Here is a 14706-nt window from a genome sequence, read left to right as displayed (position 1 = left end):
AGTTCATGACACGCACGCCCAAGAGGATTCTGATCGTCGTCACCAACACCCCCCGCTACACCACCGCCGGCTACCGCACCGGGCTCTGGCTGGGGGAGCTGACCCACTTCTACGATGTGGTCACGGAGGCGGGCCACGACGTGACCATCGCCAGCATCGACGGAGGCGCCGTACCGCTGGACCCCGAGAGCCTGTCCGCGCCGATGCTCAAGAGCGGGGGGACGGGGGAGCGCTACGCCGACCCCGACTTCATGTCCCTGCTGGACGACACGGTGCGGGTCGCGGACGTCGCGGCGGAGGACTTCGACGCCATCTACCTCACCGGGGGACACGGCGTGATGTTCGACTTCCCCACCAGCCAGGCGCTCGGAGCCCTCATCGCCGACCTGGACGCCCAGGGCAAGGTGGTCTCCGCGGTGTGCCACGGCCCTGCGGGGCTGCTGGCCGCGCGCCGCGAGGACGGCACCCCCGTCATCGCCGGACGCAAGGTCACAGGGTTCTCCTGGCCGGAGGAGAAGCTCGCCAAGCGTCAGGACGCGGTCCCCTTCCGCCTGGACGAGGAGCTGAAGGCGCTGGGAGCCAAGTACTCCAAGGCCCTCCTGCCCTTCAAGGACAACGTCGTGCGGGACAAGAACCTCATCACCGGACAGAACCCCCAGAGCGCGCAGAGCGTCGCCAAGGCGGTGCTGAAGCGCCTGAAGTGACGTGCCACCGGGGGTGAGTGGGGCGGGGGACCTGGCACGGTCAGGACCCCCGCCCCCGTCTCGAGGACGGCGGGTGCATCTCGACCAGCAGCACTGGTGTGGCGAGGTCTGACCGCGGTCCAGACGTCCGCCCGCAAGGCGTAGGTCTGGCTGCAGCCGGTGTCGAGGTCGGTGATCCGCGCCTGGACGATCCCGTGCTCGTCGAGGGTGTAGAACGTTCCCGCGACGGCGGGACGTCGCACTGCGCCGACGCCCAGCGCTGGACGGTCGCCCCGCGGGTGGGCTGGTGCGCCTGTCGCGAGACGGTTGTCGGGAGACGGCTGTCGGGCCTGCGTCAGGACCCCGGTTGCGGCAGGGGGCGCTCGCACGCGTCGTCGAGGGGGAGGGACGTGTGCTCGTGCGTGATGCGAGGGCCGTTGTCGCCCGGCTCCCACACCTGGGTGAAGCGCGACACGACCTCCGTGCGCCCACCCTCGCGGTCGTCGGCGCCGTAGCAGGCGAGTCCGGAGAGGACGAGGATGGTGTCGGACCCGGCGACCCGCGGCTCACGGATCTCGCACGCCCCGTTGCCCGCGAGGTGGCGGAACCACATGTCGACGGCGGCCCGCCACTCGTCGCGTGAGGTGTACTGCCAGGCCGAGGTGCCGTCGAAGACCCGCGCGTCCTCGGCGTAGAGGTCCAGGAGCCTGTCGACGTCGATCGAGGCGACCGCCCGCTCGTAGGAGGAGATCAGCTGGGGTGCGTCCATGCTCATCATGTGAACACTGTATACATGCTCGATCGGGCGCTACCAGGGGTGGCCCGCGGCACTAGCGGAGGTCGGGCGAGAGCAGCTCGCACAGCTGGTGGTCCTGGTAGGTGCCGGCGATCATGACGTACTTGCGGGCCAGCCCGTAGGGCTGAAAACCGTTACGCTCCAGCACCCTTTGCGAGGCGGTGTTGTGCAGCAGGGTCCCGGCCTCCAGGCGGTGCAGTCCCCACTCGCCGAACGCGAGGTCGACGAGCTCGGCCAGGGCCCGGGTCGCCAGGCCACGCCCGGTCTGCCCGGCGCCCAGCCAGTAGCCCACGCTCGCGTACTGGCCGGCACCCCGCACGATGTTGTTGAGCGTGATGCGGCCGGCCGGCGAGCCCTGCTCGTCCAGGACGACATAGGGGCCCATGCGGCCGCCCCGGCGCTCGGACAGGGCGAGACGCACCAACTCCTGCTGCCCGCCGAGGGTGTAGAAGCGCTCGGGCCGTGCCGGCTCCCACGGCTCCAGGTGCTCGCGGCTGGCGGCGACCAGCTCGGTGAGGGCCGGGGCGTCCGACAGCTCGAGGGGTCGGATGACGGTCATGAGGGGATCATCGTAGGTGAGTCAGCGACGCTGCAGGTGCACGAGGATCTCGGCGTGGGTGGTCTGCGGGAACATGTCGAACAGCCTGGCCGCGGCGACCCGCCACGACGGCATGTCGGCGAGGTCGCGGGCCAACGTCGCGGGGTTGCAGCTGGAGTAGATCACGGTGCTGGCGGAGGACCGCTCGAGCCGGTCGGCCAGCCCCGTGCCAATGCCCCGACGCGGTGGGTTGACCACGACCAGGTCCGGGCCCGAGCTGGGCCGCAGGGCATGGGACGTCGCGTCGCCGTCGACGAAGAGTGCCGAGGTGAGCCCCAGCTCGTCCGCGCTGCGGCGGGCGCTGCTGATCGCCTCTGGTGACACCTCGACCCCCGTCGTCCGGAGCGATCGGTGGGCCGCACGTGCGCGCACGGCCGCGTGCAACGCGAATCCGCCCACCCCGCAATACAGGTCGAGCAGGTCGGTGGGTCGGGCAGCGAGGATCCAGTCGCCGGCCTGCGTGTAGAGCGCGTCCGCGACGGAGGTGTTGGTCTGGAAGAAGCTGCGTGTCCCGAGGTGGAGCGTCATGCCGGCCACGTGCATCGGCAGGGTGTCCGCGTCGGTGAGCACGACCTCGTCGTCGCCCTCCAGGACCGCGGCGTGCCGTGGCTGGACGTTGGCCGACAGCACGCGGGCCCGGGGGAGGGCAGCGAGGATCGTGGGGAGACCTCGGCGCAGGCGTCCCAGCTGGTTGGTCGACCGCAGCACGAACCGCACCATCAGCTCGCCCGTGGGGGAGTGGGTCACGAGCAGGTGCTTGAGCTCGCCCTGACGGGCCCGCACGTCATACGGCTGGAGCCCGAGAGCGGGCACGACCTCGGCGAGCGCGAGCACGGCCTCGTGCAGGCCGGGCTCGTAGAGGCCGCAACGGCGCAGGTCCACCCCCTCCCCGCCGGCGTCCAGGATGCCGAAGGTCGGGGCGCTCGTGGTGCCCGCCACGGCGAGCTTGGCCTTGTTGCGGAACCCCTCCTCGCGGCTCGCCTGCGGGTCGAGCCACGCGTCAGCGGTGACGTGGTCAGCCAAGACGTCCGCGACGGCGCGCTGCTTGTCCGCGAGCTGGGTGGGGTAGGGGACACCCATGAGGGTGCACGAGCGGCAGCGCCCCGCGTCGAAGTAGTCGCACTGCATGGCCGCAAGGCTACGGGCAGCCAGGCCAGGCGAGCTTCCGCCCGCTGTCGAACCGGCGCCGCGACCCGTCCACGGGGTCGACGAACTCCAGGGTGCGGGCGAGCAGCCGCAGCGGCTCGGTGAAGTCGTCGACGGCGTCGGGCAGGACGACGGGATACAGCGGGTCCCCGACGATGGGGACACCGAGCGAGGCCAGGTGGAGCCGCAGCTGGTGCGTCCGCCCCGTGCGGGGACGCAGCCGGTAGCGGGCGAAGCCGCCGCGTGTCTCCACCAGCTCGACGAAGGTCTCGGCATTGGCCGGCAGGCCGGGGACCTCACGAGCCGTCAGGACCCCGCGGTCCTTGACGATGTGGCTGCGCATGGTCGTCGGCAGCGCGAGGTCCGCCCGGTGCGGGGCGATCGCCTCGTAGGTCTTGACGGGGACCCGTTGCTCGAACATGCGCTGGTAGGGCGTGCGCCAACGACGCTCGGTGGTCAGCACGAGCACGCCGGCGGTCAGGCGGTCGAGCCGGTGGGCGGGCCCGAGCTCGGGCATCCCGAGCATGGCGCGGGCCCGCACGACCACCGACTGCGCGACGTGGCGGCCGCGTGGGATGGTCGAGAGGAAGTGCGGCTTGTCCACCACGACGATCCGCTCGTCCTGGTGCAGGACCGCGAGCTCCCCTGGCACGACGGGCTCCTCGCGCAGGTCGCGATGAAACCACACGAAGGTGTGCGGGCGGTAGGGCTCCTGCCCAGTCCAGGCGGTGCCGGCGTCGTCCACGAACCGCCCTGCGGCCAGCATGGACTCGACGTCGACCTCATCAGGCAGCTTGTGGCGCAGCCACTCCCGCATCGTCGCCCAGGGCGGAGGCTGCTCGGGGTCGCGGTCCGGGGTCCGCACCCACGCCGCCTGCAGCCCGTGGCGGGGCGGCAGGGGGGAGTGGGACGGCACCGGTCCATCTTGCCTCGCCTCGGGTGGGTCGTCCTCCTACCCTGGCCGTATGACGACGAACCAGGCCGCTGCCACGTTCATCATGTTCGAGGGGGCGGCGCAGGACGCGATGGCGCTGTATGCCCGGGCCTTCGGCGAGGACTGGGCGCCTGGCCCGGTGTCACTGCGCGACGGGGATCTGGGGCCGGCGACCGGACCGGTCCTGCACGCGTCGGCGGAGCTCAAGGGCCACCGTCTCATGGTGGTGGACTCAGGCGTCCCGCACGCGTTCGGCCTCACCCCGTCCATCTCGCTGTGGGTGGACTGCGCCGACCAGGCCGAGCTCGACCGGGTCTGGGAGGTCCTGGCCGACGGTGGGCAGGTCTACATGCCGCGCGGTGACTACGGGTTCACGCCGTACTTCGGCTGGGTGGGTGACCGCTACGGCGTCACCTGGCAGCTGTGCGTGGGCACGGCCGTCTGATCCGAGGGCGCATGGCTGCGCAGACGGGCCCGGTGCACGGCTCCGCCCGCCCCCGTCTGCGCTTAGACGGCCAGACCGTGGTCGTCTGGCGGATCGGGCGCTGGTCCCGACGGGTCCGCGGGGTCCGTGGGGTCCGTGGGATCCGTGGGGTCCGACAAGTCCGACGAGTTCGCGGGGTCTGGCGGGTCCGGTGGCTGGGGCGACCCTGGCAGGCTCGTCGATGGCGCCGGCTCCGGTGGCCCGGACGCGTCGGATGCTCGGGGCGCCGGTCGCCAGCTGCCCATGACGTTGACGACATCCCACTCGACCCGTGTCCCGTCGGGCGTGACGCGCCCGTTGATGTCGTGCTGATGGACGAATCTGTGGTGGTGCCCGCACAGGAGCGCCAGGTTGACGGCGTCGGTCGCGCCCCCGTCGGCCCAGTGGATGATGTGGTGGACGCGTGACCACGAGGCGGGGTTGCCGCAACCCGGGAAGGTGCACCCGCCGTCGCGCACCTCGAGCGCACGTCGCTGACCCTTGCTGGCCAGCCGCTCCGTCCGCCCGAGCGCCAGGGGCTGACCGTCCTCACCCAGCCAGACCGGGGTCACCTCGGCGTCGCACGCCAGCTCGCGAGCGTACGCAGGGAGCAGGTGCGTGCCGAGGTCGTCGACGGCGGCGACGGGCGTGGGGCAGTCGCAGGGCTCCCCGGTGGGCCGCCAGAGCCCGAAGGCGTCCTGCGCTCGGTGCTCGCACGGCCGGGCGAGGGCAGCCAACGGGATGGCGAGGTTGACCCGGGTGCCGGCACCCATGGGGCCGGTCTGCGTGGAGGCGCCGACCAGCTCGGCCATGCGCATGAGGGCGTCCAGGCGGCGCTCACGCGGGAGCCGGGTGTCGACCTGGCCCGTCTCGGGGTCGGGTGCCGGCGCGGACAACGCGGTGATGACCGCGTCCAAGGTGGCCTTGTCGTCGGGGGCCAGCAGGCCCTCGAGGCGATACAGACCGTCCGGCATCTCGGTGCAGGTGGACAGTCCACGCTGCGCCTCGTGGTGCTTGCGCGTGCGCTCCTCGCTGTCGAGGGTGCCGTAGCGGGCGAGCATCTCGGTCTTGAACCGGGCCAGCGATCGTCGGCTGGTGCACTGACGGGCGAGGGTCGTGGCGGCCTCGGCGATCTCGCCGTGCATCGCGGGGTCCGTGGCCGTCCGCAGCTCGTCGAAGACGGAGGCGGCACGACCGGCGTCGCTCGGCGTCACCTCGCCCGTCGCGAGCGCGTCGCGCAGACCGGTCAGAGCCGGCCGGGTCGTCGTGTCGATGGCCCGGCGGATGGCGTGCGCATCGGTCTCGGTGAGCGCGGCGCCCGCGTCGGTCAGCCAGGCGGCCGCGTTGGTCGACCCGGACTCGCGGATGACACCCCGCTCGCCGGCCTCGATGGTGACGGCGCACGCCAGACCGCGCGCCGCGGCGGCGACCTCGGTCGCCGTCACGGCCAGACCTGCCAGGTCCATGGACTGGACCGAGCTCAGCCCGGCACCGAGGACGCGCAGCGCCTGCAGGGCCCCGTCGAGGGTGCCCCTGGCTGCGAGTACGTCGGCGTACGACATACAATTAGGATATCGAACAGAAACTCGAAAATCCATGTGGTTTGACCATGATAGCCGGTATTTAACCCAGCGTAGAGCGCGTCAACACTCTGCGATCAGCAGGCCTCGAGGCGTCAGGACCATGACCCCAGTGGCCAGGTCAGGACCGGTGCCACTCGTACGGCGTCGTCGTCGTGACCTTCACGAAGCCGGAGCGCTCCAGGATCGGGCGGGAGTGCTCGGTGGAGTCGCTCTGCAGCAGCCGGATCCCGCGCCGCACGGCGGACCTCGCGCGCTCGGCGGTCAGCGCTCGATAGATCCCCCTCCGACGCCAGCCCTCCAGCGTGGCCCCACCCCACAGCCCCGCGAAGTCGGTGCCGGCCACCGGCTCGAGTCGCCCCGTGCACACCATCTCGCCGTTCACCTCGGCGACCCACAGCTCCAGGTCGTCTCGCCCGAGGGACAGGCGGTGGAGCAGCTCGTCGGCCATCCCCGGCACCGCCTCCCCGAAGGCCTCGTCGGCGCTCGCGCACATCCGCCGCACGTCCTCCTCGGCGCTCACCCGCCGGACGACCACGCCCTCGGGCACGGGCACCTCAGCGGCCAGCACCGCTGCCTCCCCGATCATCACGGACTCGTCCTCGCCCCGCACGAAACCCCGACCGACGAGCGCCTCGTGCAAGCCCGGCGCCGCGTCGTGGCCGCGAGTCTTCCACTCCACCTTGGTGATCCGCGGGTCTGACCGATAGTGGTCGAGGGTCTCCTCGACCAGCCGGTCGATCCCGTCCGCGTCGAGCCCGCCCAGGTCTCGGTAGGTGACGAATCCCCGCGCCCCGCGATACATCCCCCACAGGACGGGTCCGTGACGTTCGCGGCTGTCGGCGGAGACGAGCTCGGCCTCGTCGCGCAGCTGGGCGTCATACATCCTGAGCAGGTCTGCGGGGGAGTGGTGCGTCATGGGCGCGAGTCTCCCCGACAATGGGGCGGACAGCACCCGACTTTCCGTGGAGGAGCCATGATCACGATCACCGTCGCGCAAGCCGGCAAGGAGCACGTCGAGTCCGGCCACTTCAAGGACGCCATGAAGGTGCAGGGTCGGTACGCCGCCAGCCGCCCCAAGGTCATCTCGTTCGAGAAGCCCGGCAAGGGGTGGGACGAGCTCGGTGAGCTCGAGATGCCCTGAGGATCAGCAGGAGTCGGTCTCAGCCCGTATGCCGGAGGTGGTCACCGTCATGACCTCCGGGCCCGCTCCGTGATGGCCTCGGCGACCTCGTCCGGGTGGCACTCGGGCAACCAGTGCCCGGCGTCGAGCTCGACGAACCGGTAGTCCGCGTCGACGAGGTCGGCCGTCCCCTCGGCAGCCGCGCGGCCGAGCGCCACGTCGTGCCGCCCCCACACATAGGTCGTCGGGACCCGGACCTGCGAGGACCGTTGCGCACCAGCACCCTTCGGCGCACTGCCACCGGTCCTCCTGCCGGAGCCGCGGGATGAGAGCGACCGCCAGGGGCCGCTCGCGCGGTACCACCCGATTGGGCCGTGCAGGCTCGCCGGGCTTGCGAAGCGGGCGGCATACCGCTCGGCATGGTCCGCCGGGAGCCCCGCGCTGGTCAGGAAGCGCCGCATCGACCGGGACAGGACCCGCTCGGGCAGCCCCGGGACCTGGAAGGCCAACATGTACCAGCTGCGGCGCGCCTGGTCCGGCGTCCGCAGGGCGCGCGCCATCGCAGTGGGGTGGGGTGTCGACAGGACGGTCAGGGACAGCAGGCGCTCGGGCGACGACAGTGCGGTGGCCCACGCGACGGCGCCGCCCCAGTCGTGGCCGACGAGGTGCACCCGCTCGGCCCCGGAGGCGTCGACGAGGGCCAGGACGTCGCGCACGAGCTGGGTGACCCGATAGGCATCGGTGCCGGTCGGCGACGCGCCGGGGGAGTAGCCGCGCTGGTCGGGTGCGAGGGTGCGGAAACCGTTGTCGTGCAGGTGTTCCGAGACCGCTGTCCACGCGGACGCGTCCTCCGGGAAGCCGTGCAGCAGCACGACCACCTCGCCGGCGCGCGGCCCGCCGTCGACGACCTCGAAGGTCAGCCCGTCACGGGTGAAGGACGTCAGGGGAGGGGTGTCGACGTGATCCGCCATGGTGGGTGCCGTTCGTCGTGGTGAGTCTGGCCAAGGCCACCCTAGTCCGGCAGACGCGTCGTGGCCCGAGGGCTGGAGCGAGTTCGCCGGGTCCGGTGCGGTGCCCGGCGGCTCGACGGCGTCGACGGGCAGGGGAATGCGGGCCCGGAGTCGGTCCAGGCACAGTCGCGCCTCGAAGTCGTCCGTCCGATCCATGGTGGTCACCCTCCCATCACGTGGTCCGTCACGGGTAGTGGCTCCCGCGCCGCCTCAGGTGTGACCGCCTGCGGGATCATGGTTGCCGGGCCGTCGCGTCCAGGAAGGCTCGCCAGTGACGTCGACCCTGCGTGAGCCGCCCGCCCGCGCCCGCCCGCGCGAGCACCTCCTGGGTGGCCGATCGCGTGTCGTCGTCCCAGGACCCGCTCGGTCGTATGTCGAAACCCCACACGTGTCGGCACATCGCCTGCACTGCCTGGACCTGGATGCGCGACCCGGGGGAGAAGGTGCTGCCGGTTGGACCGGAGCGCCCGTCGTCGACGTGGATGTGGTTGTGGTGGGCCTCGTCGTAGAGATAGGTCAGGACCGAGGCGAAGTCGTGGTGAAGGCTCGCGGCCAGCCGCCAGTAGGCGCGTTCGAGAGCAGCGCGCTGGGCGCCAGAGCTGTTCTGCCACAGGTCATATCGACAGCTCACCCGGTCCGTGCCGTCCCCGGCTCGGACCCGCCCAAGGTCGAAGGCGCGTCCGGCGTGGTGCCATGAGAGGCGCGGACGGTCCTCGAGCCTGACCCAGGCGCCATACGACCAGAGCTGGGTCGGCGGTGGTGCCGCGAGGTAGGTCCAGTGCCGGGCCAGCGTCGCGGAGAGACGTTGCGCGAAGGCCGGCTCGATCCGGAACCCGGTCGGCGTGCCGGAGATCTCGTAGTAGAGGCGCGCGTCGGCAAGGCGATCGACGCGGTGAAGCTGCTCTGACGCGACGGCCGTGGGGTCGGTGGACGGCAACGACGGATCGTCCTGCATCAGCTGATCCACGCTCTCCTGCAAGGGATCTCGAGCCGCCCAGGCCGCAGCGACGCCCAGCACCGTCACCGCGCCGGTCGCCAGCACCGCTCTTCGAGGTGGGCCTGCGCGGGGCGGCTCTGGGATGGTCATGTCGCGAGCGTCAGACGCATCATGGGGGAGCGGGCCACCCAGTCCTCGATGCTGTGCCCCTGGCCGGCATACCAGGGCTGCACCCGCCAGGCGCTGCGCGCGACGTGCTCACGGGCAGCGGGGGCGGTCACCTCGGTCGCGATGACGCGAAACTCGTTGCCCTCGAACGACAGCGACGCTCGCGGGTGGGCTCGCAGGTTGGCGATCCAGCCCCGGGGTCCGGGGGTGCCCACGACGTGCACGGCACCGTCCACCTGGACGAACCAGATCTCCACCGTGCGCTCAGCCCCGGTGCGCCGACCCGTCGTCGTGAGGTCGCAGGTCCCGGTCGCCGGTAGGTCCTCCAGCCGCAGCCTGCCCATGCGCCGAGTGTAGGCCGCGCGCCGGGGCGGACGGCAGGGAACGGGAAGGGGAACTGGCGGCAGCATGACCGGGAAGGGGGGTGTGTGTCTGGGAGGCGCTGGTGACTCATCCGATGCACGACGCAGACTCATAAATGACATAATGTAGATTATCGGCGCTAGGTCACCCGTTGGGGTTCCACGTCGCGAGGCCCTCGGCGTGCCACGCGGCGAGTAGGCGCCGGGCGCCTGTGGCTGCGACCAGGTGGTCGTCGTTGATCGCGATTGCGGCGGCACAGTGTGTCGCGTCGTACGCGCGTAGGCCGGCGCTTTCCCTTGCGGCGCGTGGCGGGTGTCGCCTTCCCGCTCGCAATGAGCTGCGCCGCCCGGTCGACCTGCCCAGTTGCGAGGCATGACCGACGTCGCCCCGTGAGCCGCTGGCTAGGCCGACATGCAGGGCGGCCTCCACCGCGTCTCAGTCGACCGAGGTGATGATCTGGTCCTGGCCGCCGAAGCTGAAGGTGTCGTCGGCGCGTAACCCGTGGATCACGTCGTAGATCGGCGCGTCCGTGGCGATGCCCTCGTAGGCCACGCCGCCCGACACGAACTCGTCCGTGGGCACACCCACGACGTAGTGGCGGCCGTCGAGCTCGATGATCGCCCCCGGCTCCACGACGTCCCGGGGCGAGACGTCGAGAGCTCTGGCCTCCTTGAGGTCGAGCCGCTCCTGCGCGTCGGCTCGGCCGAAGATGTCGTGCAGGTCCCCCGCCTCGTCCCGCTGGGAGTCGTCGTCGACCCGCCGCTGGTCCGGGGCGCCCGCGCCGCCCGCCCCCTGCTGCGCCGTGCTCGAGGTGCTGGAGGCGAGGCGCTCCTGGAGGTGCGCGAGCAAGTCGTCCTTCACCTGCTGCTTGCTGCGGCTGTCCATGGATCGAGCCTAGGCGCCGACGTACTCGGCGAGGTGCTGGCCCGTGAGCGTGTCCCGCCGTCTCACGAGCTCGCCTGGGGTGCCCTCGAAGACGACGCGCCCGCCGTCGTGCCCTGCGCCCGGACCGAGGTCGATGATCCAGTCGGCGTGCGCCATGACCGCCTGGTGGTGCTCGATCACGACGACCGACTTGCCGCCGTCGACGAGCCGGTCGAGCAGACCGAGCAGGTTGCCCACGTCGGCCAGGTGCAGGCCGGTCGTGGGTTCGTCGAGCACGTATGTCGTGCCCTTGTCCCCCATCTGCGCGGCGAGCTTGAGGCGCTGGCGCTCGCCGCCGGACAGCGTGGTCAGCGGTTGCCCGATGGTGAGGTAGCCGAGCCCGACGTTCTCGAGCCGCTCCAGGACCTTGTGCGCGGCGGGGATCCGCGCCTCGCCCTCGCCAAAGAACGCGCGCGCCTGCGCCACCGACATGGCCATCACCTCGGCGATGTCCTTGCCACCCAGGTGGTGGTCCAGCACCTCGGGCTGGAACCCCTTGGCGTCGCACACCTCGCACGGCGTGGACACCGTGTCCATGAAGCCCAGCTCGGTGTAGATCACGCCCGCGCCCTTGCAGCTCGGGCAGGCGCCCTCGGAGTTCGCCGAGAAGAGAGCGGGTTTGACGCCGTTCGCCTTGGCGAAGGCCTTGCGCACCGGCTCGAGCAGCCCGGTGTAGGTCGCCGGGTTGGACCGCCGCGAGCCCTTGATGGCGCCCTGGTCGATGACCACGACGTCGTCGCCGCGCAGCGACCCGTGGATGAGCGACGACTTCCCCGACCCGGCGACCCCGGTGACGACGCAGAGCACGCCGAGGGGCACGTCGACGTCGACGTCCCGCAGGTTGTGGGTCGACGCGCCGCGGATGGGGAACGCCGACGACGCCTCGCGCACCGTCGCCTTGAGCTGCGCCCGGTCCTCCAGGTGGCGACCGGTGAGGGTGCCGCTGCGCCGCAGCCCGGCGACGGTGCCCTCGAAGCACACCTCGCCTCCTGCGGCTCCGGCGCCCGGTCCCAGGTCGACGACGTGGTCGGCGATCGCGATCATCTCGGGCTTGTGCTCCACGACGAGGATGGTGTTGCCCTTGTCGCGCAGCCGCACGAGCAGCTCGTTCATGCGCTGGATGTCGTGCGGGTGCAACCCGATCGACGGCTCGTCGAAGACGTAGGTGACGTCGGTCAGCGACGACCCCAGGTGACGGATCATCTTGGTGCGCTGGGCCTCTCCCCCGCTGAGCGTGCCCGCGGGCCGGTCCAGCGACAGGTAGCCCAGCCCGATCTCGACGAACGAGTCGAGCAGGTGCAGCAGCCCGGTCAGCAGCGGGGCAGCCTCGGGATGCTTCAGCCCCCGCACCCAGGCCGCGAGGTCGGTGATCTGCATGGCGCAGCAGTCGGCGATGTTGACGCCGTCGATGCGCGACTCCAGGGCGTGCGGCGCCAGCCGGGTGCCACCGCACGCGGGGCATGGCTTGAACACCACCGCCCGGTCCACGAAGGCCCGCACGTGCGGCTGCATCGCCTCGCGGTCCTTGGACAGCATCGACTTCTGGATCCGCGGGATGATGCCCTCGTAGGTGAGGTTGATCCCCTCGACCTTGATCTTGGTCGGCTCCTTGTGGAGCAGGACCTCCCGCTCGGCCTTGGTGAACCTCCGCACCGGCTTGTCCATGTCGAAGCCGAAGCCGGAGAAGATCCGGCCGTACCACCCGTCCATCGAGTAGCCCGGGACGAGAATCGCCCCGTCCGCCAAGGACTTCGAGTCGTCGACGATGGCGGCGAGATCGAAGTCCGAGACCCGGCCGGTGCCCTCGCACTCGGGGCACATGCCGCCGGTGATCGAGAAGGTGCGCTTCTCCTTCTTGCCCTTGTTAGCCCCCGTCTGGATCGTCACGGCGCCAGCACCCGACACCGAGGGCACGTTGAAGGAGAACGCCTGCGGCGAACCGACGTGAGGAGATCCGATGCGGGAGAAGAGGACTCGCAGCATCGCGTGTGCGTCCGTGGCGGTCCCGACGGTGGATCGCAGGTTGGCGCCCATCCGCTCCTGGTCGACGAGGATGGCGGTCGTCAGCCCCTCGAGGTGGTCGACGTCCGGGCGGGCGAGCGACGGCATGAAGCCCTGCACGAAGGCGCTGTAGGTCTCGTTGATCATCCGCTGCGACTCGGCCGCGATGGTCGCGAAGACCAGCGAGCTCTTGCCCGACCCCGACACCCCCGTGAATACGGTCAGCCGGCGCTTGGGCAGCTCGACGCTGATGTCCTTGAGGTTGTTCTCCCGCGCACCCTGCACGCGGATCAGGTCGTGGTGGTCGGTGGCGTGCTGCGTCATCGGGTCTCCGTTCGTCGGGCCTGCGGCCTCAGGTCGCCGGGGCCATCGTGGACCGAGACCGGTCCGGCGGTCTGCCGCCTGGCCGGGTCCGAGCCCGTATGCCGCAGCGCCGCCGTCCGGACGATCGGCGCCTCAGAGGTGCTGGACGCCGCCGCCCAGCATCGCTCCGGTCGCCGCTGCCCGGGCGGCGGCGTTGCGGCCCCTGGCCTTGTCGTGGGGGACGTACTCGTCGTCCGGCCAGGGCTCGTGCTGGTCGTGCGAGGCCCGGGCCAGCCGCTCGGAGAAGGGCAGGTCCGTCTGCCTCGCGGCGTCGGGCTCGTCGTGGTCGCGCCTCATCGCTGCCACCCACTCTCGTGCTCGCACCCACGCGCCGGTGCGTCGGTGCTGGTTCGCCCAGGGTACGCCGCACGGCCGGGTGACGCGCGTGCCCGCGGCCGGCAAGGGGGACCGGTCGCGGGCACGCGGGTGCGGTGCGGCTCAGGGCGTGGTGCTCCCCGTCCGTTCGACTGCGGGTGCCTGCTCGTCGGTGCGCCGGGGTGCATGACCCAGGCTGAGGGTGACGACGGCCGCCCCGACCAGCAGGGCGCCGACCATCCACAGGGCGGGCTTGGCGCTGCCGGTCAGGTCGATGCTGAAGCCCGTGACGAAGGGCGCCGCGAAGCCCGAGATGTTGCCGAGCGAGTTGATCAGGGCGATGCCGGCGGCGGCACCGGCGCCCGTGAGGAAGGCGCTGGGCAGCGACCAGAAGACCGGCAGAGCGGCGCAGAACCCGATGGCCGTGAAGGTGATGGCGACCATCACGGCGAGCGGCGAGTGCTGGTAGAGCGCGACGGGGATCGAGAGCCCGGCGATCACGGCCGGGACGGCGACGTGCCAGCGCCGCTCCCCCACCCGGTCGGAGTGGTGGCCGTTGACGACCATGGCGACCGCGCCGAACAGGAAGGGGACGGCCACAGGTGCGGAGCGGGTGGTCGCGCGGGTCCTCGCGCGGGCGCCGAGGTCCTGGGCGGGCCAGGTCGGCGAGCGCACGGTGGCGCTGCTCACCCAGACCGCCGACGAGGCGACCATCGCCCTCGGCCCCTCCGTCGCCCACCACGTCGTCGTCGCCGCCGTCGAGAGGCCAGACGTCGATGGGGACGGTCGAGCGGTGGCGGTGCGCCCGGTGGTGGAGGCAGGCCGAGGGTTGGGGCGACCGGGGCCCGCGAGCGCGTCACCCGTCGCGTCAGCCGTCGCGGCGGCCTGGCGGCGGGCTGACCGAGGGGTCGGCGTCCTCGCGGCGCTGGGCAGGCCCGCCGCGGTGGTGCGGTCCGAGGACCTCGGCATCCTCGCGGCGGTGCTCACCAGCGCGGGCGAGGGCTCCGGCGCGGCGCACGTGCGCTGGCAGCTCGGTCCGTTGCTCGACCGCGACGCCGACACCGGTAGCGACCTCGTCGGGACGCTCGCGGCCTATCTCGGCTCGGGGCGGTCGCACGCCGCGACGGCTGCGCGTCTCGGCGTGCACACCAACACGCTCTACCAGCGGCTGCACCGGATCGACGAGCTGCTCGGCGAGCGCTGGCGCGAGCCCGGGCGGACGTTCGAGCTGGGCCTGGCCCTGGAGCTGCACCGGCTGTCCGAGCGCGTGAGCCGAGTCGGCTGAGCCTCCAGCGATGGCCC

General features: G+C 71.7%; 17 protein-coding genes. 4 read left to right on the top strand and 13 right to left on the bottom strand.

Annotated elements, in window-relative coordinates; genetic code table 11:
- Window positions 1-5 precede the first annotated feature (5 nt).
- The gene (locus ACF3NS_RS12230; protein WP_154592855.1) at window positions 6-704 is read left to right on the top strand and encodes a type 1 glutamine amidotransferase domain-containing protein; all 699 of its coding nucleotides are present in this window, start codon (window positions 6-8) and stop codon (window positions 702-704) included.
- A gap of 334 nt (window positions 705-1038) precedes the next feature.
- Here ACF3NS_RS12230 and ACF3NS_RS12225 read toward each other — a convergent pair whose 3' ends face one another.
- The 4 genes from ACF3NS_RS12225 to ACF3NS_RS12210 are packed head-to-tail and all read right to left on the bottom strand — an operon-like array spanning window position 1039 to window position 4139.
- A complete protein-coding gene (locus tag ACF3NS_RS12225) occupies window positions 1039-1461 on the bottom strand; it encodes a nuclear transport factor 2 family protein (protein ID WP_154592854.1) in 423 nt (140 codons plus the stop codon).
- A 52-nt stretch (window positions 1462-1513) separates the two neighbouring features.
- Window positions 1514-2038: a GNAT family N-acetyltransferase gene (locus tag ACF3NS_RS12220; protein ID WP_392466337.1), complete on the bottom strand. Its 525-nt coding sequence runs from the start codon at window positions 2036-2038 to the stop codon at window positions 1514-1516.
- Between the two features lie 21 nt (window positions 2039-2059).
- Window positions 2060-3205 carry a methyltransferase domain-containing protein gene (locus ACF3NS_RS12215; protein ID WP_154592852.1) on the bottom strand — a complete coding sequence of 382 codons (1146 nt, stop codon included), beginning with the start codon at window positions 3203-3205 and terminating at the stop codon, window positions 2060-2062.
- 10 nt (window positions 3206-3215) lie between these two features.
- Window positions 3216-4139, bottom strand: coding sequence for a pseudouridine synthase (locus ACF3NS_RS12210; RefSeq protein ID WP_288798712.1), 924 nt, complete (start codon window positions 4137-4139; stop codon window positions 3216-3218).
- Window positions 4140-4188: 49 nt separating this feature from the next.
- On the opposite strand from ACF3NS_RS12210, the gene ACF3NS_RS12205 reads away from it, so the two are divergent.
- Window positions 4189-4602 carry a VOC family protein gene (locus tag ACF3NS_RS12205; protein WP_154592851.1) on the top strand — a complete coding sequence of 138 codons (414 nt, stop codon included), beginning with the start codon at window positions 4189-4191 and terminating at the stop codon, window positions 4600-4602.
- 62 nt (window positions 4603-4664) lie between these two features.
- On the opposite strand, the gene ACF3NS_RS12200 is transcribed toward ACF3NS_RS12205, so the two are convergent.
- Entirely contained in the window at window positions 4665-6182 is a 1518-nt protein-coding gene (locus ACF3NS_RS12200) for a DUF222 domain-containing protein (protein WP_392466334.1), read from the bottom strand.
- Window positions 6183-6321: 139 nt separating this feature from the next.
- Window positions 6322-7119 carry a GNAT family N-acetyltransferase gene (locus tag ACF3NS_RS12195; RefSeq protein ID WP_392466331.1) on the bottom strand — a complete coding sequence of 266 codons (798 nt, stop codon included), beginning with the start codon at window positions 7117-7119 and terminating at the stop codon, window positions 6322-6324.
- A 57-nt stretch (window positions 7120-7176) separates the two neighbouring features.
- Here ACF3NS_RS12195 and ACF3NS_RS12190 point away from each other — a divergent pair, with 57 nt between their 5' ends.
- Window positions 7177-7344 carry a hypothetical protein gene (locus ACF3NS_RS12190; RefSeq protein WP_392466329.1) on the top strand — a complete coding sequence of 56 codons (168 nt, stop codon included), beginning with the start codon at window positions 7177-7179 and terminating at the stop codon, window positions 7342-7344.
- A 47-nt stretch (window positions 7345-7391) separates the two neighbouring features.
- On the opposite strand, the gene ACF3NS_RS12185 is transcribed toward ACF3NS_RS12190, so the two are convergent.
- From ACF3NS_RS12185 to ACF3NS_RS12155, 7 genes are all read right to left on the bottom strand, one after another.
- Entirely contained in the window at window positions 7392-8294 is a 903-nt protein-coding gene (locus ACF3NS_RS12185) for an alpha/beta fold hydrolase (RefSeq protein WP_392466327.1), read from the bottom strand.
- Window positions 8295-8565: 271 nt separating this feature from the next.
- Window positions 8566-9288: an extensin family protein gene (locus tag ACF3NS_RS12180; RefSeq protein WP_392466325.1), complete on the bottom strand. Its 723-nt coding sequence runs from the start codon at window positions 9286-9288 to the stop codon at window positions 8566-8568.
- Window positions 9289-9416: 128 nt separating this feature from the next.
- The gene (locus tag ACF3NS_RS12175; RefSeq protein ID WP_195849131.1) at window positions 9417-9782 is read right to left on the bottom strand and encodes a nitroreductase family deazaflavin-dependent oxidoreductase; all 366 of its coding nucleotides are present in this window, start codon (window positions 9780-9782) and stop codon (window positions 9417-9419) included.
- A gap of 454 nt (window positions 9783-10236) precedes the next feature.
- Complete coding sequence (locus ACF3NS_RS12170) at window positions 10237-10686, bottom strand: hypothetical protein (protein ID WP_392466323.1); 450 nt, start codon at window positions 10684-10686, stop codon at window positions 10237-10239.
- A 9-nt stretch (window positions 10687-10695) separates the two neighbouring features.
- Window positions 10696-13050: an ATP-binding cassette domain-containing protein gene (locus ACF3NS_RS12165; RefSeq protein WP_392466321.1), complete on the bottom strand. Its 2355-nt coding sequence runs from the start codon at window positions 13048-13050 to the stop codon at window positions 10696-10698.
- Between the two features lie 132 nt (window positions 13051-13182).
- Window positions 13183-13386, bottom strand: coding sequence for a hypothetical protein (locus ACF3NS_RS12160; protein WP_392466319.1), 204 nt, complete (start codon window positions 13384-13386; stop codon window positions 13183-13185).
- Between the two features lie 141 nt (window positions 13387-13527).
- Window positions 13528-14094, bottom strand: coding sequence for an MFS transporter (locus ACF3NS_RS12155; RefSeq protein WP_392466317.1), 567 nt, complete (start codon window positions 14092-14094; stop codon window positions 13528-13530).
- Here ACF3NS_RS12155 and ACF3NS_RS12150 point away from each other — a divergent pair.
- A complete protein-coding gene (locus ACF3NS_RS12150) occupies window positions 14081-14689 on the top strand; it encodes a PucR family transcriptional regulator (RefSeq protein ID WP_392466315.1) in 609 nt (202 codons plus the stop codon). The genes ACF3NS_RS12155 and ACF3NS_RS12150 overlap by 14 nt on opposite strands.
- The last annotated feature ends 17 nt before the right edge of the window (window positions 14690-14706 follow it).

The organism is Arsenicicoccus cauae (genome assembly GCF_043162025.1).
In the GTDB taxonomy this organism is placed as follows: Bacteria; Actinomycetota; Actinomycetes; order Actinomycetales; family Dermatophilaceae; genus Arsenicicoccus; species Arsenicicoccus cauae.
Note: the sequence above shows the minus strand (reverse complement) of the source record. Positions and strands in the feature narration are given on the sequence as shown.